The organism is Pseudomonas abietaniphila (genome assembly GCF_900100795.1).
Lineage (GTDB): Bacteria > Pseudomonadota > Gammaproteobacteria > Pseudomonadales > Pseudomonadaceae > Aquipseudomonas > Aquipseudomonas abietaniphila.
Map to the genome: position 1 here is coordinate 103,293 of NZ_FNCO01000001.1, position 22,701 is coordinate 125,993.

The 22,701-nt window shown below is 63.8% G+C and carries 2 protein-coding genes (1 of these 2 cut by a window edge); both read left to right on the forward strand.

Annotated elements, in window-relative coordinates; all coding sequences use genetic code 11:
• Entirely contained in the window at nt 1–9,723 is a 9,723-nt protein-coding gene (locus BLS87_RS00445; protein WP_244165764.1) for a non-ribosomal peptide synthetase, read from the forward strand.
• On the forward strand, nt 9,723–22,701 hold the 5' portion of the coding sequence (locus tag BLS87_RS00450; RefSeq protein ID WP_244165765.1) for a non-ribosomal peptide synthase/polyketide synthase. Its footprint extends 3,224 nt past the window's final position; the window shows 12,979 of its 16,203 coding nt (coding positions 1–12,979); the start codon lies at nt 9,723–9,725; its stop codon lies off the right edge, out of view. Before BLS87_RS00445 ends, BLS87_RS00450 begins: the two co-directional genes overlap by 1 nt.

A 22,701-nucleotide genomic window follows, 5' to 3' on the forward strand; every position in this document is an offset into this window, starting at 1 on the left:
ATGAAATCCATACGAGATCAGGCCGCGCATTTTCCCGAACTGGTGGGCCACTATGCGCAGAGCCAGCCGGACCGGATTGCCCTTCGACACATCCAGCACGAAGACCAGGAACCGCAGCAGACCACCTACGCGCAGCTGGATCTGCACGCGCGCTCGATCGCGGGTGTGTTGCAGCATCATCTCGGCCCGCAGGGCGCTGAACGTTGCGTCCTTATGCTGCCGACCGGCGCCGATTACGCCGCGGCGTTTCTTGGCTGCCTGTACGCCAGGGTCATCGCAGTGCCGGCGTTCGCCCCGGAATACAACCGGCAAACCCACCTGGACCGACTGACCGGCATTCTTCAGGACGCCGCGCCCGGCGTGGTGCTGGGCCGTCGTGAGGACCTGGATAAATTCCAGCACCTGCTGCAACCGTTCATGCCGGCGGGCGGGCGCTTTGTCGCCATCGAAGACGTACATGGCTGGCAGGACTCGTTGCAGCCCTTACTGATCGATACCTCGTCGCTGGCGTTCCTGCAATACACCTCGGGCTCAACCAGCGCACCGAAAGGCGTGATGGTCTCCCACGACAACCTGATGGCCAACGAGGTGGCGATGGCGCGCCACTTCGTCACCGACGCGTCGGCCGAAAGCTGGGTCAGCTGGCTGCCGCTTTACCACGACATGGGCCTGATGTGCGGTCTGCTGCTACCGCTTTACTACGGCGGCACGCTGAACCTGATGTCGCCGAATTATTTTCTCGGCCGTCCGGCGCGCTGGCTCGAGGTGATGAGCCAATACAACGGCACCTTCTCCGGTGGGCCGGATTTCGCTTATCGCCTGTGCGTGGAGCGGATCAAGCCCAGCGCCGTGAAGCACCTCAAACTGGACAACTGGAGCCTGGCGTTTTCCGGTTCCGAGCCGATTCGCATCGCAACCCTGGATGCGTTCAGCGAGCATTTTGCCCCCGCCGGTTTTGACCGCCGTGCGCTGACCCCGAGCTACGGTCTGGCCGAAGCCACCCTGTTTGTCAGCGCGGCAAACCGTGAGGTGCCGTTCGGTATCAAGCGCTTTGATGGCAGTCAATTGGCTGCGGGCGAGGCCGAAGAAGCGTTGTTCGCCAACCAGAATTCCACCAGTCGCCTGCCGGGCTGTGGTTGGTGCCGCGATGACCACGACCTGCGCATTGTCGACCCTGCGAGTCAGCAAGTGCTGCACTCTGGGCAAGTGGGGGAAATCTGGATTGCCGGGGCGAGCGTCGCCCAAGGCTACTGGCAGAACCCGGAAGCCACCGCGCACACCTTCGTCGAGCAAGACGGCAAGCGCTGGTTGCGCAGCGGCGATCTGGGGATCGCCAGCGAAGGTGAGCTGTTCGTCACCGGTCGCCTCAAGGACCTGATCATTCTCAATGGCCAGAACCTTTACCCGCAGGACATCGAACAGGCGCTGGAGAAGAGCGTGGAACTGCTGCGTCGCGGTCGTATTGCGGCCTTTCCGGTCATCGACGAGCAGGGCGCCGAAGGCGTTGGCCTGGCGCTGGAAATCAGCCGCAATGTGCGGCGCCTGATGAAGCCTCAGATGATCTGCGAAGCCGTCCGCGACGCGGTGTCGGCGCTGTTTCTGGTGGCGCCGAAGGTCATCGTGTTGCTGGAGCCGGGCGCCTTGCCGCGCACCACCAGCGGCAAACTGCAGCGTTCGGCCTGCCGCGTCGGCTGGCAGAACGGCAGTCTCGACAGCTTCGCCATCTGGCAGGACGGTCGTCTGCTCGACACTCAGAGCAATGACGAAGCAAGCGCCGCCGAAGCTTCGTCTTTATTGCCAGAAGTCGTTGCCGCCTGGGCTGAAGTGCTCGGTAAACAGGACCTCGCCCCGCACGACCATTTCTTTGCCCGTGGCGGCGATTCGGTCGGCGTTGTTCAGGTGTTGTCGCGTCTGAACAACGTGCTGGGCCTCACCCTTGAGCCTACGCATCTTTTCGAACACCCGACGCTGGGGGGCTTCAGCGCTCACGTCGCTCGCCAGACTCGCAGCGGTCAGGCGCCCGCATCCGTGGCGCGTATTTCCCGCGAGACGCCACCGGAGCAATCTTTCGCGCAGCAACGCTTGTGGTTCCTCGCCCAGCTGGAACCTGACAGCAGTGCCTATCACCTGTGCGGTCAACTGAGCCTTAGCGGCGCCATAGATGACCTCGCGCTGCAGCGCAGTTTTGATGATCTTGCGGTGCGTCATGAAAGCCTGCGCACCACCTTCGCCATCGACACGGACGACTCGCTGGTGCAACGCATTCACGCCGCGCAGCCGGTGGTCATCGAGCAGCACGACCTCAGCCTGCACGCGCAACCGCTGGACGCATTGGGCGAGCTGGCCAAGGCCGCCGTCGAGCAACCGATGGACCTGCAGACCGGGCCGCTGTGGCGCGTGCTCAACGTGCGGCTGTCACCGAACCAGCAGCAACTGGTGCTGGTGTTGCACCACATCATCGCGGACGGCTGGTCGGTGCAAGTCATCCTCAAGGACTTTGCCGCGCTTTATAGCGCTCACGCTCAAGGGCTGACGCCGGCGCTTGCGCCGTTGCCGATCCAGTACGCTGACTTCGCCGCCTGGCAGCGCGAGCGACTGGCCGGGGGCGAAGGTGAGCGGCAACTGGCCTACTGGCGCGAACGCCTCGGCGACACGCAGCCGGTATTGACGCTGCCAGCCGATCGTCCGCGCCCGGTCCAGCAAAGCCATCGCGGCGCGCGCTATGCCATCGCCTTCGACAGCCGCCTGAGCCAAGGCCTGCGCGAACTGGCTGCGAGCCACGGCGCCACGCTGTTCATGGTCATGCTCGCCGCCTACAAAACCCTGCTGCAGCGCTACAGCAGTCAGACTGACCTGCGTGTCGGTGTGCCGGTGGCCGGGCGTACCTGCACCGAGGCCGAAGGCCTGATCGGTCTGTTCGTCAACACCCTGGTGCTGCGCACGGAGGTGTCGCCGCAGCAATCGTTCAGCGCACTGATCGAGGCGGTCAAGCACACGGCGCTGGGCGCGCAGAGCCACCAGGACCTGCCGTTCGAGCAACTGGTCGAGGCGTTGGGCGTGTCGCGCAACCTCAGCCACAACCCGCTGTGTCAGGTGAAATTCACCCAGCAGTTCCCGCTGCCGCAGAACGTGGAAACCGGCGGCCTGCGCATGGACGTCAATCAGCTGGATGACTACGCCGCGCACTTCGATCTGGGGCTGGACATCACTGACAGCGCCGATGGCATCCAGGCGGTGTTCACCTACGCCTGTGACCTGTTCGACGAGGCGCGCATCGCCGGTCTGGCCGCGGACTTGTTGCGCATTTGCGCGCAGGCGGTCGATCAGCCGAAAGCGCGTCTGGCCGATCTGCGGGTTTCGGCCATGCCGTCGCGACTGGACGCTGAAACCCTGTCGTTTCCGGCAAGCGATGTCTTGGCACTGTGGGACGCCAGCGTCAAGGCGCAGCCGAGTCGTCTGGCGCTGCAAGCGCAAGAGCACCGGGTGGATTTCGCCTCCGTCGACGTTCAGGCCAACCGCCTGGCCCGGCACTTGCGTCAAGCGGGAGTCGGCGTGGAGAACCGCGTCGGCATGGCGTTGGAGCGCTCGGTGGCGTTCGTCGTCGGTCTGCTGGCGATTCTCAAGACCGGCGCGGCCTACGTGCCGCTGGACCCGAAATGGCCGGCAGAGCGTCAGGCCTTTGTGCTTGCCGACAGCGGCGCGCTCTGGCTGATCAGCGATGCCGCAGCGCCTGCTGACTTCAAGGGCGACGTCTTCGGCATGGATGACGAGGCGGCATGGCGCTTACAGCCTTCTACTGCGCTGAACGTGCGCCTGCACCCCGAGCAAGCGGCGTACCTCATCTACACCTCGGGCACCAGCGGCACGCCAAAGGGCGTGGTGATCAGCCATGGCGCGCTGGCCGATTATGTTCAAGGGCTGCTCAAGCGCCTGGAACTTGCGCCGGATGCAAGCATGGCGATGGTCTCCACCGTCGGTGCTGACCTGGGCCACACCGTGTTGTTTGGCGCGCTGTGCTCGGCGCGCACGCTGCACCTGATCAACCCGGATCGCACCAACGACGCGGACCGTTTTGCGGCCTACATGGCCGAGCACAACGTGGGCGTTTTGAAGATCGTCCCGACCCACCTGAGCGGGCTGTTGCAGGCCGCCAATGCCGCCGACGTGTTGCCGGAACACGCTTTGATTCTGGGCGGTGATGCGTTGCCGTGGGAGCTGGTCTCGCAGGTCAAGCGCCTGAAACCGGGCTGCCGCGTCATCAACCACTACGGTCCGACCGAAACCACCGTCGGCGCGTTGAGCAACGAGCTGACGCACGCACAGACGACGTCAGAAACGGCGCCTGTCGGGCGTCCGCTGCCCAACGCCGTGGCGCTGATTCTCAATGATCAACTGGAACCGGTGGTGCAGGGCGACATTGGCGAGCTGTACATCGGCGGGCCGGGTCTTGCCCGTGGTTATCACGACCGTCCGGGCATGACCGCTGCGGTGTTCATTCCGGATCCGAACGGCACAGGCCGTCGTCTTTACCGCAGCGGCGACCGTGCGCGCTTGCTGGCCAACGGGCAGATCCAGTTTCTCGGGCGTGCCGACGATCAGGTCAAGGTGCGTGGCTATCGCGTGGCGCTGGGCGAGATTGCACAACGTCTGCGTCAGCTCGACGGTGTGCGCGATGCCCATGTCCGCGTCGACGACCGTGGCCAGTTGATCGCCTACGCCCTGATCGCCAAGGACGTGCAGATCGATGGCGAAAGCCTGCGCGCGCAGCTCGGCGAGCGCCTGCCGGACTACATGGTGCCGAGCCATGTATTGACGCTGGATGCGTTCCCGCTGACCGCCAACGGCAAGCTCGATCACAGCACGTTGCCGACGCCGCAGGTGGTTTCACAAAGCTTCGAGGCCCCGCACGAAGGCGTCGAAGCGACGTTGGCGGCCCTGTGGGAAAAGGCCCTCAACGTGGAAACGGTAGGCCGTCACGATAACTTCTTCACCTTGGGCGGCGACTCGATACTCAGCCTGCAGATCATCGCGCGCGCCCGTCGTCAGGGCATTCGCCTGACACCCAAGCAACTGTTCGAAAAACAAACCATCGCCGAATTGGCGCGAGTCGCCGTGTTGTCCGAGGCCACGCCTGCCGCTGCGCCCGTCGTAGCTGCTGTGGTGCCGCGCGATTTTGCCCTGATACCGATTCAAACCCGCTTCTTCGCCTTACCCATGGCTCAGCGTTCGCACTGGAACCAGTCGCTGCTGCTCGACCTGCCTCAGGGCCTTGACGTCGCTGTGCTGCAACAAGCGCTCGCGTTGCTGTTGGCGCAACACGACAGCCTGCGCCTGAGCTTCCATCAGGGCGACGACGGCCAGTGGCTGCAGCGCTATCGCGACAGCGAAAACGCCGAGCGCGTGCTGTGGACCTGCGAACTGACCCGCGAGGAAGACCTCGCTTCACTGAGCGATGAAGCCCAGCGCAGCCTGAACATCGAGACCGGGCCGTTGCTGCGCGTGGTCCATGCGCGCCTGCCCTCGGGAGAAGGTCGTCTGCTGCTGGCGATTCATCACCTGGCCGTCGATGGCGTGTCGTGGCGCGTGCTGCTGGAGGACCTGCAACACGCCTACAGCCGCCTGGCCTCGGGTCAGCGCGTGACGCTGGCGGAGAAGACCGCGAGCTTTCAGCGCTGGTCGCAGTCTCTGCACACCCTGGCTCAAAGCCCTGAACTGGCGGCCCAGTTGCCGCACTGGCAAGCGCTGCACGCGGCCGATGCCTGTCTGCCGGGCGATACCTCGATTCAAAGCCGGGTCGGCGATCGTGAAACCGTCGGCCTGACGCTGAATGCAGACGACACCCGTCGCCTGCTCAGTGAAGCCCCGGCGGCCTACCGCACGCGCATCGACGATCTGCTGCTGGCGGCGCTGGCCCAGGCGCTGCATCAGTGGACCGGGCGTCGTCGTCACGTGATCAGCCTCGAAGGACATGGTCGCGAAGACGCCAGCGGCGCGCTGGATTTGAGTCGCAGCGTCGGTTGGTTTACCAGCCTGTATCCGCTGGCGCTGGAAGCCGGTGACGATGCGATTGCCACGTTGAAAGCGGTCAAAGAAGCGGTACGCGCCGTGCCTGATAAAGGCTTGGGCTATGGCGTGCTCAAGCATCTGGCTGGCGCCGATCTGCCAGAGCTGGTGGGGCAGGGCCTGACCTTCAACTATCTGGGTCGTTTCGACGACAGTGAGGGCGCACTGTTCTCGCTGTCGAGCGTGACACCCGCCAACCCGCGTGACCCGCAAGGGCCGCTGGCCAACGCGTTGGCGGTGGACGGCCAGGTGCGCGGCGGTCAGTTGCATCTGGACTGGACCTTCAGTGGCGAGCGCTTCAGCCGCGACAGCATCGAGCACCTGGTGGCGTTGTACCGTGAGCAACTGATGCAACTGATCGACCATTGCAGCGATGAACGCCATGCCGGCCTGACCCCATCGGACTTCCCGTTGGCCGGGCTCAGTCAGGCGCAACTGGATGCCTTGGCGATTCCAGCCCGGGAGATCGAAGACATCCTGCCACTGGCGCCCATGCAACAGGGGATTCTGCTGCACAGCCTGCTGGAGCAGGGCAACGGCATCTACCTGATGCAGGATCAGTACGAAGTCGGCAGCGACGTCGATTTCGAGGCCTTCAAGTTCGCCTGGCAGCAGGTGGTGCAGCGTCATCCAGCCTTGCGCACGGCCTTCTACGGTCTGGAAAGTGGTGTGCAGCGTCAGGTGGTGATGCGTCGTGTGCCGTCCCCGGCGCAGTTGATCGACCTCAGTCACCTGTCCCGCGAGGCTGCCGAAGCGGAGCTGGAGGCACTGCTCAGCGCCGAGCGCGAACAGGGCTTCGATTTCGCCCGCGCGCCGCTGCTGCGCCTTCGCCTGGTCAAGCTCGGCAAGGCGGATTTCCGCATCGTGCAGAGCCATCACCACGCCCTGATCGATGCCTGGTGCCGTGGCCTGATGCTCACCGAGTTCTTCGCCCATTACCGCGCGTTCCTCGACGGGCGCCATGTCAGTCTGCCGGCTGCGCGACCTTATCGTGATTTCCTCGCCTGGCTGGCCGAGCAGGACGAAGCCGTCAGCCGCGATTACTGGCGCAACGCGCTCGCCGGCTTCACCGACGTCACGCCGCTGCCGTATCGCCACAGTCCGCAAGGCGAGCCGCAGATGCGTGACGTCACGCTGGCGCTGGGCACCGAGCAGACCGCCAGACTGGCTGACCAGGCGCGGCAATATCGCCTGACCGCCAACACCTTCGTGCAGGCCGCCTGGGCCTTGTTGCTGATGCACCATGCCGACCGCGACGACGTGGTGTTCGGCGTTACCGTGGCGGGTCGTCCCACCGAACTCGAAGGCATCGAAGGCGCGCTGGGACTGTTCATCAATACCTTGCCGTTGCGTCTGAAGCGCCCGGGAGTGGGCTCTTCTGCGCTGGAGTTGCTCAACGCGCTGCAAGCGCAGAACGCCGAGATGCGTCAGCACGAACACCTGTCACTGGCGGACATTCAACTGCTGGCCGACACGCCGCGCGGTCAGCCGCTGTTCGACAGCTTGTTCGTCTTTGAAAACGTTCCGTTGGGCGCCGAGGTTCAGCAGGCCGTGAACGACTACCGGATCAAACCGCTGGCCAACCGCACCCACACCAACTACCCGTTGACCGTGGTGCTGCTGCCGGGCGAATCGCTGCAACTGCAGCTGACCTACGACACCCGTCACTTCGACGACCGCGACATGACCTCGCTGGTCGGGCATTTCCGTCGGCTGCTGACGCAACTGATCGATAACCCGCAACAGACCCTCAGCCAGTTGCAGGTGCTGGAACAGGCCGAGTGCGAACAGTTGCTGCAGCAGGGTCAGGGACCGGTGGAAAAGCACTGGTACGGCATCAGTTATCTGGAGCGTTTCGAGTCCCGCGTGCAGGCGCATCCGAACCTGGAAGTGGCGCGCTGCCAGGGCCAGAGCCTGACCTACGACGCACTCAACCGCGAGGCCAATCGCATTGGTCACGGCCTGATCGACGCGGGCGTGCAGGGCGACGACGTGGTGGCGCTGTTCGCGCCGCGCGGCTTGCCGCTGCTGAGCATGATCATCGGCGCGTTCAAGGCCGGGGGTGCCTACCTGGCGCTGGACGATCGCCACCCGGCAGGCCGCAGCGCGCGCATGCTGGTGAGCAGCGGCGCCCCGGTATTGCTCACGCCCCGCGATTGTCTGCCGCAGGTCGAGGCGATTCTCGCTTTGACCGAGGTCAAGCCGCGTCTGCTGATTCTGGAAGACCTGGTCGCCAGCGGCGCCGAGGGCAATCCGGGGCGTTACGCCACCGCCGAGCAACTGGCCTATGTGATCTACACCTCCGGCTCCACCGGTGAGCCGAAAGGGGTGATGGTCAACCAGCGCGGCATGCTCAACAACCAGATGTCCAAGCTGCCGTACCTGCGTCTGGGCGAGGACGACGTGATCGCGCAGACCGCCGCCACCGGTTTCGACATCTCCGTGTGGCAGTTCCTCACGGCGCCGCTGTTCGGTGGACGCGTGGAGATTCTGCCGGACTCGGTTGTTCACGACCCGCAGCGTCTGCTGGAGGAGGTCGTGGCCAATCAAGTCAGCGTGCTGGAGTGCGTGCCCGCCGTGATCGACGGCATGCTCGCGGTATCCACGCACAAACTAGACGCCCTGCGCTGGTTGCTGCCGACCGGTGAAGCGCTGACCGTGGACCTGGTGACACGTTGGTTCAATCGATACCCGAACGTGCCGTTGGTCAACGCATACGGCCCGGCCGAATGCGCCGACGACGTGGCCCTGCACACCTTGACCGCAGCCCCAGCCGCCAGGGCCAACATGCCGATCGGTCGACCGACCGACAACAACCGTTTGTACGTGCTGGATTCCAGCCTGCAACTGGCGGCGACGGGCGTCGTCGGCGAGTTGTACATCGGAGGTGTTGGCGTAGGTCGCGGATATGCCGCACGGCCTGCATTGACCGCCGAGCGCTTCCTGCCGGACCCGTTCGGTGAAGCCGGTGCGCGCCTGTATCGCAGTGGTGACCTCGCGCGCTGGAACGCCGACGGTGTGCTGGAGTACGTCGGCCGTGCGGATTTCCAGGTGAAGATCCGTGGCCAGCGCATCGAATTGGGCGAAATCGAGAACGTCCTGCTGGCTCAACCGTCCGTGCATGACGCTGTGGTCAGTGCGCAACCGACCCCGCACGGTCCGCAACTGGTGGCGTACGTGGTCACCGAGGCGCAGCAGGCACTGTCTGCCGACGTCCTCAAAACCGCACTGGCCCAAGCGCTGCCGGCGTTCATGGTGCCCGCCCACGTGGTGCAGCTTGAGCGCCTGCCGCGCAACGCCAACGGCAAGCTCGACCGCAAGGCATTGCCTGCGCTCAGTGTGCAGGAAAGGACCTTTGAGGCGCCGCAAGGCGAGCGCGAAGAGATCCTTGCCGAGCTATGGCAGAGCCTGCTGAAGGTCGAGCGGGTTGGACGTGACGACAACTTCTTTGAACGGGGTGGGCACTCGCTGCTGGCAACACGGCTGTTGTCGCGCATTCGCGAGCGCCTGGGAGTGAGCATTCCGCTGGCGCAGGCCTTTGAGGCCACCACCGTTGCCGCACAGGCCGCCCTGATCGACACCTTGCAGGGGCAGACCCTGACGCTCGACCGGCTCGATGCCTTGGACGAGTTAATGAATGAGCTGGAGGAAAGCAACTGATGTCGCAACCGAGCATGACTTCGCAAAGCAAGCTGCTGGCCCTGGCCACCCGCTTCCTCAGCCTCGGCGCCACACAGCGGCGGGTGTTTCTGGGCAAGTTGCGCGAGCAGGGGCTGGATGCGTCGGCGCTGCCGATTCCGTCCGGGGTTGCGGGCGAGCGCAGCCCGACGTCCTTTTCCCAGCAGCGCCTGTGGTTTCTCGAACAACTGGAACCGGGCAACAGCACCTACCACCTGCCGGGCGCGCTGCGTCTGAAAGGCACGCTGGACATCGCCGCCGTGCAGTCGGCGTTCGAGCGTGTGGCCGAGCGTCATGCCAGCCTGCGTACCGTGTTCGACACCGCCGAAGACGGCACGCCGGAGCAAGTGATTCAGGCGCCGCACGCCTTGCCGTTCGAGCGGTTGAACGCGGACGATGAAAGCCAGTTGGAGACCCTTGCCGATGCGTTCGCGCGCCGTCCATTCGACCTGGCCCAGGGTCCGCTGTGGCGCGTGGCGCTGGTTAAGCGCGCTGATGACGAGCATGTATTGCTGGTCTGTCTGCACCACATCATCGCGGACGGCTGGTCCATCCAGGTGCTGTTGCTGGACTTCGTGCAGGCCTACCGCGCGGCGCTGGAGAACACTGATTCGGCCCTTGCGGAACTGCCGCTGAACTATGCCGACGTTGCCCTGTGGCAGCGTGCCTGCCTGGACGCGGGCGAGGGTGACCGCCAACTGGCGTACTGGAAAGAGCAATTGGGCGAAGAGCCGCCTGTGCTGGAACTGCCTGCCGACCGTCCACGTCCGGCGCGTCAGAGCTTCCGGGGTGCGCGCCTGCCGTTCAGCTTCGACGCGGCCTTGTCTGATCGCATGCGTGCGCTGGCGAAGCAACGTGGCGTGACCGTGTTCAACGTCATACTGGCGGCCTACCAAGTGTTGTTACAGCGCCTGAGCGGGCAGAACGACTTGCGCATCGGCGTGCCGATTGCCGGGCGTCAACGCGCCGAAACCGAAGGCTTGATCGGCTTCTTCGTCAACACCCAGATCCTGCGCGGCGAGGTCACGGCCGGCGCCAGTTTCAACCAGATCATCGATAACGTACGCCTTGCTTCCCAAGGCGCCCAGGCCCATCAGGACCTTCCGTTCGAACAATTGGTCGACGCGCTGGCGCCGGAGCGCAGCCTGAGCCACAACCCGCTGTTTCAGGTGCTGTACAACCACCAGCAGCGTCAGGACGAAGCCCTGCAATTGATGCCCGGCCTCAACGCCACGCTCATGCCGCTAGACAGCGGAAGCAGCCAGTTCGACCTGGCCTTGCACACTTGGGAAAACGCTGCGGGCGAACTGGCGGGCAACTGGAACTACGCCACCGATCTGTTCGATCACGGCAGTATCGAGCGGATGCATGAGCGTTTCGTGCAGCTGTTTGCGCAGTTGCTGGAACAGTCGGACGCGGCCATTGGCGATTTTGAGTTGCTGGATCGGCAGGACCTTGCGCAACTGGCGTTGGTCAATGACACGGCGCGCGACTGGTCTGCCGATGAATCTGTTGTGCATCGTCATTTCGAGCGTCTGGCGCAGTTGCATCCTGATCGCGAAGCCCTGCGTTGTGGCGATGAGGTGCTGACGTATCAGCAACTCGATCAGCGGGCCAACCAGTTGGCGCATTTCCTGCGTGGGCAGGGCGTGGGGCGCGATTCGCTGGTGGGTGTGGCGGCGTTGCGTTCGGTTGAGATGGTCGTGGCGTTGTACGCGGTCGTTAAAGCGGGCGCTGCCTATGTGCCGCTGGACCCCGAGTACCCGGTTGATCGCCTGCGTTACATGCTCGAAGACGCGGGAATCGGTTTGCTGCTGAGCCATGACGCCGTGATCGATGATCTGCCGGTTATTGAAGGGTTGCAGGTCTTGAATCTGGATCGGCTTGATCTAGACGACCAACCTGTTTCTTCCCCGGTTGTGGAGATTCATCCCGAGCAACTCGCCTACATGATCTACACCTCGGGCTCGACCGGGAAACCGAAGGGCGCAGGCAACACCCACGCCGCGCTGTTCAACCGGCTGGCCTGGATGCAGGAAGCCTACGTACTCGACGCGACCGACGCCGTGCTGCAAAAGACCCCGTTCAGCTTCGACGTTTCTGTCTGGGAGTTCTTCTGGCCATTGATGGTCGGCGCGCGTTTGGTCATGGCCCAACCGGGCGACCATCGCGATCCTGCCTTAATGACTGCGCTGATCGAACAGCACCAGATCACCACGCTGCACTTCGTGCCTTCCATGCTGGCTGCGTTCATGGCGCAGGACAATCTATCCGGTTGCGCATCCCTGAAACGCATCGTCTGCAGCGGCGAAGCGCTGCCTGCCGATCTGGCCCGAGACACCCTGCAACGCCTGCCAAACGCCGACCTGTTCAACCTGTACGGCCCAACCGAAGCGGCCATCGATGTCACCCACTGGACCTGCCGCGATGAACCGGGCGCGTCTGTGCCCATCGGTCGTCCGATTGCCAACCTGCAAATGCACATCCTCGACAGCCGCCTGAACCCGCAACCCATCGGCGTACCCGGCGAGCTGTACATCGGCGGCGCCGGTCTGGCGCGGGGTTATCACCAGCGTCCGGGCCTGACCGCAGAACGCTTCGTCGCCAGCCCGTTCGGCAACGGCGAGCGGCTTTATCGCACCGGCGACTTGGCGCGCTGGCGTGCCGACGGCGCAGTGGAATACCTTGGCCGTCTCGATCATCAGATCAAACTGCGCGGCCTGCGCGTGGAGATCGGTGAGATCGAATCGGCGCTGCTGGATCACCCGGCCATCAGCGAAGCCGTCGTCGTCGCGCGTCAACTCAGTAACGGCCTGCAACTGGTGGGTTATCTGGTCGCCACTGATTTCGACGAAGAACAGCTGCGCACCCAACTGAAACAACGCCTGCCGGATTACATGGTCCCGGCGCATCTGGTGACGCTGGACGCCTTCCCGCTGTCGGCCAACGGCAAACTGGACCGCAAGGCGCTGCCAGAACCACAACTGCAGCTACGTGCGTTCGAAGCACCACAGGCAGGCGTGGAAAGCGAACTCGCCGAGCTGTGGGAGGACTTGTTGGGCGTCAAACAGATCGGCCGTCAGGACAATTTCTTTGAACTGGGCGGCGATTCGATTCTCAGCCTGCAAATCGTCTCGCGCGCGAAGAAGCGCGGCATTCAACTGACGCCTCGGCAGATGTTCGAGCGCCAGACCATCGCCGAACTGGCGCAAGTCGCCCAACTGCTCGACCGCAATGAAGCCTCTGCTCAGCCACGCATCGAACTCAACCGCGACATCCCGCTGACGCCGATTCAACATGGGTTTTTCGAGCAACCGATGCGCCGTCGCAGTCACTGGAACCAGTCACTGTTGCTGACGCCGAATGAGGCACTGGAAACGCCGGCACTGGCGCTGGCGCTGCACGCGCTGGTCAATCATCACGACGCTTTGCGCATGACGTTCGTGCAGCACGACAACGGCCAGTGGCAGCAGCGTTATCGCAGTGAAGTCCATCCGGCACATGCTGCCGACGGTCTGTTGCGGCAGCGTGACGTCAGCAATGATGGCCTCGCAGCAGCCTGCAATGAAGCGCAGGCCAGCCTGGATCTGAAAGACGGTCCGCTGCTGCGTGCCGTGCAGTTCACACTGGCCGATGGCGGCGAGCGACTTTTGCTGGTCGTGCATCACCTGGTGGTGGACGGCGTCTCGTGGCGCATCCTGCTGGAAGACCTGCACAACGCGTACGCCCAGGCACAGGCCGGTCTGACGATCGACCTCGGTGAGAAAGGCTTGCCGTTCCAGCGTTGGGCCCATCGCCTGCTGGACTTCGCCTACAGCGATGCGCTGCTGGCCGAGGCCGAGTACTGGCGTAACCTGCCGAGTGCTCCGCCATTGCCGGTTGCCCATCCTCATGGAAAGGCCTTGCACGCTTCGGTTCAACAGCGCCATCTGCAACTGGACACGGCCCGCAGTCAGGCATTGCTCAGCGAAGCCCCAGCGGCGTATCGCACGCAGATCAATGACCTGCTGCTGACCGCACTGACCCGCGCGATTGCGCAGTGGAGTGGCGAATCCCGCGCGCTGATCGCGCTCGAGGGTCACGGTCGTGAGGACCTGTTCGAGGGTCTTGACCCGTCCCGCACCGTGGGCTGGTTTACCAGCCTGTATCCGGTCAGCTTGCAGGCTCAGGACAGCCTCGATGCTGCCCTCAAAAACACCAAGGAAACCTTGCGCGCCGTGCCCAATGGCGGTCTGGGTTACGGCTTGCTGCGTCATTTGCGCGGCGAAGCGTTGCCGTCGCTGGAGGGCTGCGTACTCTTCAATTATATGGGCCGTGTCGGCCATCAACCGGGCCGCCTGCAAAACAGCAGTGGCCTGTTCACGCTGGCCGAAGAAGGCAGCGGCGCTCAACGTGGCGCCGACTCGCCTTTGGCCTGCGAGCTGTCGTTGGATGCTGAGGTGCGCGGCGGACAGTTCCGCGTAACGTGCAGCTACAGCGGCGAACGTCATGACACAGCCTCGGTTCAGCGCCTGCTCGATGCCTATGGGGTGGCGCTGGACGAGGTGATCGAGCATTGCCGCACGCATTCGGCGGTCACGCCGTCGGACTTTCCGGCACTGGACCTGACTCAGGCGCAACTCGATGCATTGCCGGTCGCTCCCCGTGACATCGAACACCTGTATCCGCTGACGCCGATGCAACAGGGTTTGTTGTTCCACAGTGAACTGGGTGAGACCCATGGCACTGTAGGTGCGCGCGACCTGTACATCAATCAGGTGGCGCTGGACATTGAGCACCTGCCGCTGGCGCGCTTCAAGTCGGCCTGGGCGGGGGCGGTGCAGCGTCATCCGATTCTGCGTGCCTCCTTCCTGCGTCTGACCGGCAGTCAGCAACCGGTGCAATTGATTCGTCGCGACGCGGCGCTGATGGTCCGCGAACTGGACCTGCGTGCCGATCAACAGGCGCTGAGCGAGGTGCTGGCTGCCGAGCGGGAAACCCCGTTCCAGTTGCACGAAGCGCCGCTGATGCGCGTGTTGCTGGTGCGTCAAAGCGAAACGCTGTGGAAGCTGGTGTGGACCTTCCACCACATCCTGCTCGACGGCTGGAGCAGCGCGGCGGTGCTGGGCGAAGTGATTCAGTCGGCAATGTCCGACGCCGCACTGACACCTGCTGGTCATTACGGCGATTACGTTGAGTGGCTGCTCAGCCGAGACGCGCAGCACAGCGCCACGTTCTGGCAGCAACATCTGGCCGGTTTCGAACAACCGACGCTGATGGCGGCAGCCGTCACCGCGCCTATATCTGCCAACGGTGAACCGCTGCCGACGCAGGTGAGGGTCACGTCGATGGACCTGGACAGTCAGTTGCTGCACAACGCCGCGCGCCGTCAGCGGGTGACCGTCAACACGCTGATCCAAGCGGTCTGGGTCTTGTTGTTGCAACGCTACACCGGGCAACAGCGCGTCGCGTTCGGGGCTACCGTGTCGGGCCGTTCAGCGCAGGTTCCAGGCATCGAACGCATGCTGGGCCTGTTCATCAACACCCTGCCGCTGGTGCAGGCGCCGGAATCGCAGCAGAAGGTCGGCGACTGGCTCAATGAACTGCAAGCGCACAACCTGGAACTGCGCGAGCACGAACACACGCCGCTGTTCGAAGCTCAGCGCTACGCCGGGCACGCCGGCCGTGACCTGTTCGACAGCCTGGTGGTGTTCGAAAACTACCCGGTGGACGCCGTACTGCGGGACAAACAAGCAGGCGGTGTGAATCTGGGTTCCGTGGAACTCAGCGACAAGACCCATTACCCGCTGAGCCTGGCGGTGGTGGCGGGCGAGCAGGCGCATGTTCACGTCAACTACCACAGCAACGTGTTCAGCGCCGAACAGATCGACCGCCTGTGCGGGCATTTCCAGACACTGCTGGACGGCCTCTGCCGCTTCCCTGAAAGGAGCGTGGGCGAGTTGTCCATGATGACCGAGCGTGACGTCAGCGACATGCACGCCTGGAACCATCCGCCGTTCTCGCCCTACGTCGACCGTCCTGTCCACGCACTGATCGCCGACCATGCGCGGCTGCGTCCCGACGCCATCGCGTTGGTGCATGGCGAACAGCACCTGACCTTCGCCGAGTTCGACCGCCGTGCCAACCAGCTCGCCCACGCCCTGCGGGCGCGCGGCATCGGCACCGAAGTGCGGGTGGCGATTGCCATGGAACGCGGTATTGATCTGTGGCTGTCGTTCTTCGCCGTGCTGAAAGCGGGCGGGGCCTACATCCCGCTCGATCCGGATTACCCGACCGAACGCCTGCGCTACATGCTCGAAGACGGTGGCGTGAAGCTGCTGATCTCCCACGATGCCGCGCTGGACCGCGTGCCGGTGGGCGACGTGCCGCTGCTCAACCTGAATCAACTGGACGTTTCCAGCGAGCCGGAAACCGCGCCGGACGTGGTGATTCATCCGCAGCAACTGGCGTACCTGATCTACACCTCGGGTTCGACCGGCAAGCCGAAAGGCGCGGCCATCGCTCACGGCGACATCTCGATGCACATCCAGACCATTGGCGAGCGTTACGGCTTCACGCCCCAGGACCGGAAGTTCCACTTCCTCTCGATCAGCTTCGACGGCGCTCACGAAGGCTGGATGATGCCGATGTGTTTCGGCGCCCGCGTTGTTTTGCGCGATCAGGAGCTGTGGAGCGTCGAGCAGACCTACGACACGCTGATTCGAGAAGGCATCACCGTCGCCTCGTTCCCGCCGAGTTACCTGCGGCAGCTGTCGGACTGGGCCGGTGTGCAAGGCAAAGGGCCGGGGGTGAAAACCTACTGCTTTGCCGGTGAAGCGTTCAGCCGAGAGATGCTGCACGATGTAATTCGCAATCTGCAGCCGCTGTGGATCATCAACGGTTACGGGCCGACGGAAACCGTGGTCACGCCGACCTTGTGGCTGGCGTCTTCGGAAACCGCTGACTTCACCACGGCCTATGCGCCCATTGGTGACCTAGTGGGTGACCGTCAGGGTTACGTGATGGATGCCGATCTGAACCCACTGCCCCAAGGCATTGCCGGTGAGTTGTACCTGGGTGGCGCGGTGGCACGGGGTTACCTGGACCGTCCGGGCGCCACCGCTGAGCGTTTCCTGCCGCACCCGTTCCGTCCCGGTGAACGGATCTATCGCAGTGGCGACCGCGTGCGTCTGAACAGCGAAGGTTTGCTGGAATACCTGGGCCGGATCGACCACCAGATCAAGATTCGTGGTTTCCGTATCGAAGCAGGGGAAATCGAAGCGGCGCTGAAAGGCTGCGAGGGCGTGCGTGAAGCCTTGGTCATCGTCCGTGAGGGTGCGAGTGGCAAACGTCTTTTGGGCTACGTTGGCGGCAACGAGCTGAACGAAGAGCAGATCAAGCAGCAACTCCAGGTGACCCTGCCGGAATACATGATCCCGGCGCACATCATCGTCATGGAGCGCCTGCCGCAACTGCCGAACGGCAAACTGGACCGCAACGCGTTGCCCGATCCGCAGCTCAGCTCCAGCGACTATGAGGCACCGCAAAACGCACTGGAGCAGCAACTGGCCGCCTTGTGGCAGCCCTTGCTGGGGATCGAGGCGGTAGGGCGCAACGATCACTTCTTCGAACTCGGCGGCCACTCGCTGCTGGCGATGCAACTGATCTCGCGCCTGCGTCACGAACAGGACGTGAGCGTGCCGTTGCGGCTGCTGTTCGACGCACCGCGTCTGGCTGATTTCGCCCAGCGCATCACACAGCTGGCGCAACCTGCGAAGCAACTTGAACTCACCGCACGCCACGCGACGAACGCCGTGCAGTCATTCGCCCAGCAACGCCTGTGGTTCCTCGATCAATTGCAGCCGGGCGGTCACGCGTACAACCTGCCGGGTGCAGTGCGCTTGCGCGGTGAGCTGAACGACGCGGCTTTGCAGTCGGCGTTCGACGGGTTGGCGGCGCGTCATGAAGTGCTGCGCACGCGTTTCGTTGCGGGAGACGGTGTGCCGCTGCAACAGATCGATGCAGCCAGTACGCTGCACATCGAACGTCTGGACATCCGCGCCGACGCGAATCTCGAAGTGGACTTCGAAGCGCTGGCTCAGGACTTCGTCAAGCGGCCGTTCAACCTGTCGCAAGGCCCGCTCTGGCGTCTGGCGCTGGTGCGTGTCGCCGCCGACGAGCACTGCCTGTTGTTGTGCCTGCATCACATGATTTCTGACGGCGGGTCGGTGCGCGTGCTGTTGCAGGAATTTTGCGAGCTGTACCGCGCTGCCGTGGAAAACCGCGCGCCGCACCTGGCGGAACTGCCGGTGCAATACGCCGACTTCGCGGCCTGGCAGCGCGAATGGCTGGAGGCGGGCGAGGGTGAGCGTCAGTTGCAGTACTGGCGCCAACAACTGGGCGACGAGCACCCGGTGATGGAACTGCCGACCGACCGTCCGCGTCCGGCGCAGCAGCGCTATCAGGGTGACCGGGTACTGTTCAACTGGGATACCGCGTTCAGCCATCGCGTGCGCGCGTTTGCCAAACAGCAGGGCGCGACGCCGTTCATGGCGATCCTCTCGGCGTATCAAGTGTTGCTGCATCGCCTCAGCGGGCAGAACGACCTGCGCATCGGCGTGCCGATTGCCGGGCGTTCGCGCCTGGAAGTGGAAGGCCTGATCGGTTTCTTTGTCAGCACGCAAGTGTTGCGCGCAAACGTCAGCGCTGAACTGTCTTACCGCGAGGTGCTGGCGCAGGCGAAGGCCGCCACTCTTGGTGCTCAGGCGAATCAGGACCTGCCGTTCGAGCAACTGGTCGAAGCCCTGCAACCGCAGCGCAGCCTGAGCCACAACCCGCTGTTCCAAGTGGCGTACGACCATCAGCAACGTGACTTTGCACCGCTTTCCGGGTTGCCGGGGCTACACGCCGATGTCCTGCCGCTGGACGATGGCAGCTGCCAGTTCGACCTGGCGCTGAACACCCATGAGGACGCCGACGGTGCGCTGGGTGGCTCGTGGAATTATGCGACCGATCTGTTTGATCACGGGACTGTCGAGCGGATGCATGAGCGTTTCGTGCAGCTGTTTGCGCAGTTGCTGGAGCAGCCGGACGCGGCGATTGGCGATTTTGAGTTGCTGGATCGGCAGGACCGTGCGCAACTGGTGTTGGTCAATGACACGGCCCGCGACTGGTCTGCCGATGAATCTGTTGTGCATCGTCATTTCGAACGTCTGGCGCAACAGCATCCTCAGCGTGAAGCAGTGCGTTGTGGCGATGAGGTGCTGACGTATCAGCAACTGGATCAGCGTGCGAATCAGCTGGCGCACTGTCTGCGTGGGGAGGGCGTGGGGCGCGATTCGCTGGTGGGTGTGGCGGCGTTGCGTTCGGTTGAGATGGTCGTGGCGTTGTATGCGGTCGTCAAAGCTGGCGCTGCCTATGTGCCGCTGGACCCGGAATACCCGGTTGATCGCCTGCGTTACATGCTCGAAGACGCCGGGATTGGTCTGCTGCTGAGCCATGACGCCGTGATCGATGATCTGCCGGTTATTGAAGGGTTGCAGGTCTTGAATCTTGATCGTCTTGATCTAGACGACCAACCTGTTTCTTCCCCGGATGTCGAGATTCATCCCGAGCAACTGGTGTACATGATTTACACCTCGGGCTCGACCGGGAAACCGAAGGGCGCAGGCAACACCCACGCCGCGCTGTTCAACCGGCTGGCCTGGATGCAGGAAGCCTACGTACTCGACGCGACCGACGCCGTCCTGCAAAAGACCCCGTTCAGCTTCGACGTCTCGGTCTGGGAGTTCTTCTGGCCATTGATGGTCGGCGCGCGCTTGGTCATGGCCCAACCGGGCGATCATCGCGATCCTGCGCTGCTCACCGCGTTGATCGAACAGCACCAGATCACCACGTTGCACTTCGTGCCTTCCATGCTCGCAGCCTTTATGTCGCAAGACGACCTGACCGGTTGTGCCTCGCTGAAACGCATCGTGTGCAGCGGCGAAGCGCTGCCTGCCGATCTGGCCCGAGACACCCTGCAACGCCTGCCGAATGCCAATCTGTTCAACCTCTACGGCCCAACCGAAGCGGCCATTGACGTCACCCACTGGACCTGCCGCGATGAACCGGGCGCGTCCGTGCCCATCGGCCGTCCGATTGCCAACCTGCAAGTGCACATCCTCGACAGCCGCCTGAACCCGCAACCCATCGGCGTGCCCGGTGAGCTGTACATCGGCGGCGCCGGTCTGGCCCGGGGTTATCACCAGCGTCCGGGCCTGACCGCAGAACGCTTCGTCGCCAGCCCGTTCGGCAATGGCGAGCGCCTGTACCGCACCGGCGACTTGGCGCGCTGGCGTACTGACGGCGCAGTGGAGTACCTGGGTCGTCTCGATCACCAGATCAAGTTGCGCGGCCTGCGCGTGGAGATCGGCGAGATCGAATCGGCGCTGCTGGACCATCCGGCTGTCAGCGAAGCCGTGGTGGTCGCTCGCGAACTCAGCACCGGCATGCAGCTGGTGGGTTATCTGGTCGCCACTGATTTCGACGAAGAACAGCTGCGCACCCAGCTGAAACAACGCCTGCCGGACTACATGGTGCCGGCGCACCTGGTCACGCTGGACGCGTTCCCGCTGTCGGCCAACGGCAAACTGGACCGCAAGGCGCTGCCAGAACCGCAACTGCAACTACGTGCGTTTGAGGCGCCCGTGGAGGGGGTGGAAAGCGAACTGGCCTCGTTGTGGCAAGACCTGCTGGGCGTGAAGCAGGTGGGTCGTCAAGACAACTTCTTTGAGCTGGGCGGGCATTCGCTGCTGGGTATTCAACTGGTGGCGCAGATCCGTCGCGACCTCAAGCTCGAATTGCCGTTGCGTGCGTTGTTCGAGGCGCCGGTGTTGGCCAACCTGGCGCATTACCTCGACACACGCGCAGAGCGCGCAGCGATGCCGGTGTTGTTGCCGCGCCGCGAGGGTGAGTTCGCGCCGCAGTCGTTCGCGCAACAGCGCCTGTGGTTCCTCGCACAACTGGAACCGGAGAGCACGGCGTATAACCTGCCCTGCGTACTGAACCTCTGTGGCGCGTTGCAGATCGACGCCTTGCAACGCAGCTTCGATGCGCTTGCCGCACGGCATGAAAGCCTGCGCACCTGCTTCCTTCCTGGCGAGTCTGGGGTTCCACAGCAGCACATTCTGTCGGTTGGCAGCGTCAGCATCGCTCGCCACGACCTGCGCCAGAGCGCTACGCCCGATGAAGATTTCGCCGCACTGGCCCATGGCTTCATGAATCAGCCTTTCGATCTGGATGCCGAGCGTGCGCCGTGGCGTGTGGGCCTGGCGCGGGTGGGGGAGAGCAAGTGGCGTCTGCTGCTGTGCATGCACCACATCATCTCCGATGGCTGGTCGGTGCAGGTCATGCTCAATGACTTCGCGAAGCTGTATCGCGCCTTCTCTCAAGGGGACGACGCGCAGTTGCCGACCCTGAGCGTGCAGTACGCGGACTACGCCGCCTGGCAGCGTGAATACCTGACCGGGCGTGAACGCGAGCGGCAGTTGAGCTGGTGGCGCGCGGCGCTGGGTGACGAACAGCCGGTGCTGGAGTTGCCGGCAGACCGCTCGCGTCCGGCCGAGCGCGATGGCAAGGGTGCACGCCATGCGTTCGTGCTGCCGCAGGACCTGGCCGACAAGCTGCGTCATACCGCGCGAACCCATGACGCCACGTTGTTCATGCTGTTCCTGGCCGCGTTCGACACCCTGTTGTATCGCCTCAGCGGCCAGCGAGATCTGCGCATCGGCGTGCCGGTGGCGGGGCGTGCCGACGCGCCGACACAAGGTTTGATCGGTTTCTTCGTCAACACCCTGGTGCAGCGGGCCCAGGTCAGTGGGGATCAGCCGTTTACCGAATTGCTGGCGCAGGTGAAAGACAACCTGCTGGGCGCCCATGCCCATCAGGACCTGCCGTTCGAGCAACTGGTGGAAGCGCTGCAACCGGCGCGCAGCCTCAGCGTCAACCCGCTGTTCCAGGTCAGCTATAACCACCAGCAGCAGCCGGACATGTCGCTGCTGCAATTTGACGGCCTGAGCATCGAAGCGCAACAGTGGGACATCAAGGGTGCGCAGTTCGACCTGGTGCTCGGCACCTTCGAACATCAGGACGGTCGCATCAGCGGCTATCTGGATTACGCCACCGACCTGTTCGATGCCTCGACGGTTGAGCGTCTGTACGGGCAACTGCTGACCGTGCTGAACGCTGTCTGCGCGCAACCGCACACCGCCATCGGTGATTTGCCGCTGCTCAGTGAAGCCGACCTCGTTGCGCTGGATCAGTGGAATACACCACCGTTCTCGCCTTATGCCGATCGCCCGATTCACGCGCTGATCGCCGACCATGCACGGCTGCGTCCTGACGCCATCGCGTTGGTGCATGGTGAGCAGCACCTGACCTTCGCCGAGTTCGACCGCCGTGCCAACCAGCTCGCCCACGCCCTGCGGGCGCGCGGCATCGGCACCGAAGTGCGGGTGGCGATTGCTATGGAACGCGGTATTGATCTGTGGCTGTCGTTCTTGGCGGTATTGAAAGCCGGTGGCGCCTACATTCCGCTGGACCCGGATTACCCGACCGAACGCCTGCGCTACATGCTGGAAGACGGCGGCGTGAAGCTGCTGATCTCCCACGATGCCGCGCTAAACCGTGTGCCGGTGGGCGACGTGCCGCTGCTCAATCTGGATCAACTGGACGTTTCCTGCGAGCCGGAAACCGCGCCGGCCGTGGTGATTCATCCGCAGCAACTCGCCTACCTGATCTACACCTCGGGTTCGACCGGCAAACCGAAAGGCGCGGCCATTGCCCACGGCGATATCTCGATGCACATCCAGACCATCGGCGAGCGTTATGGCTTCACCCCCGAGGACCGCAAATTCCACTTCCTCTCGATCAGCTTCGACGGCGCCCACGAAGGCTGGATGATGCCGATGTGTTACGGCGCCCGCGTCGTTTTGCGCGATC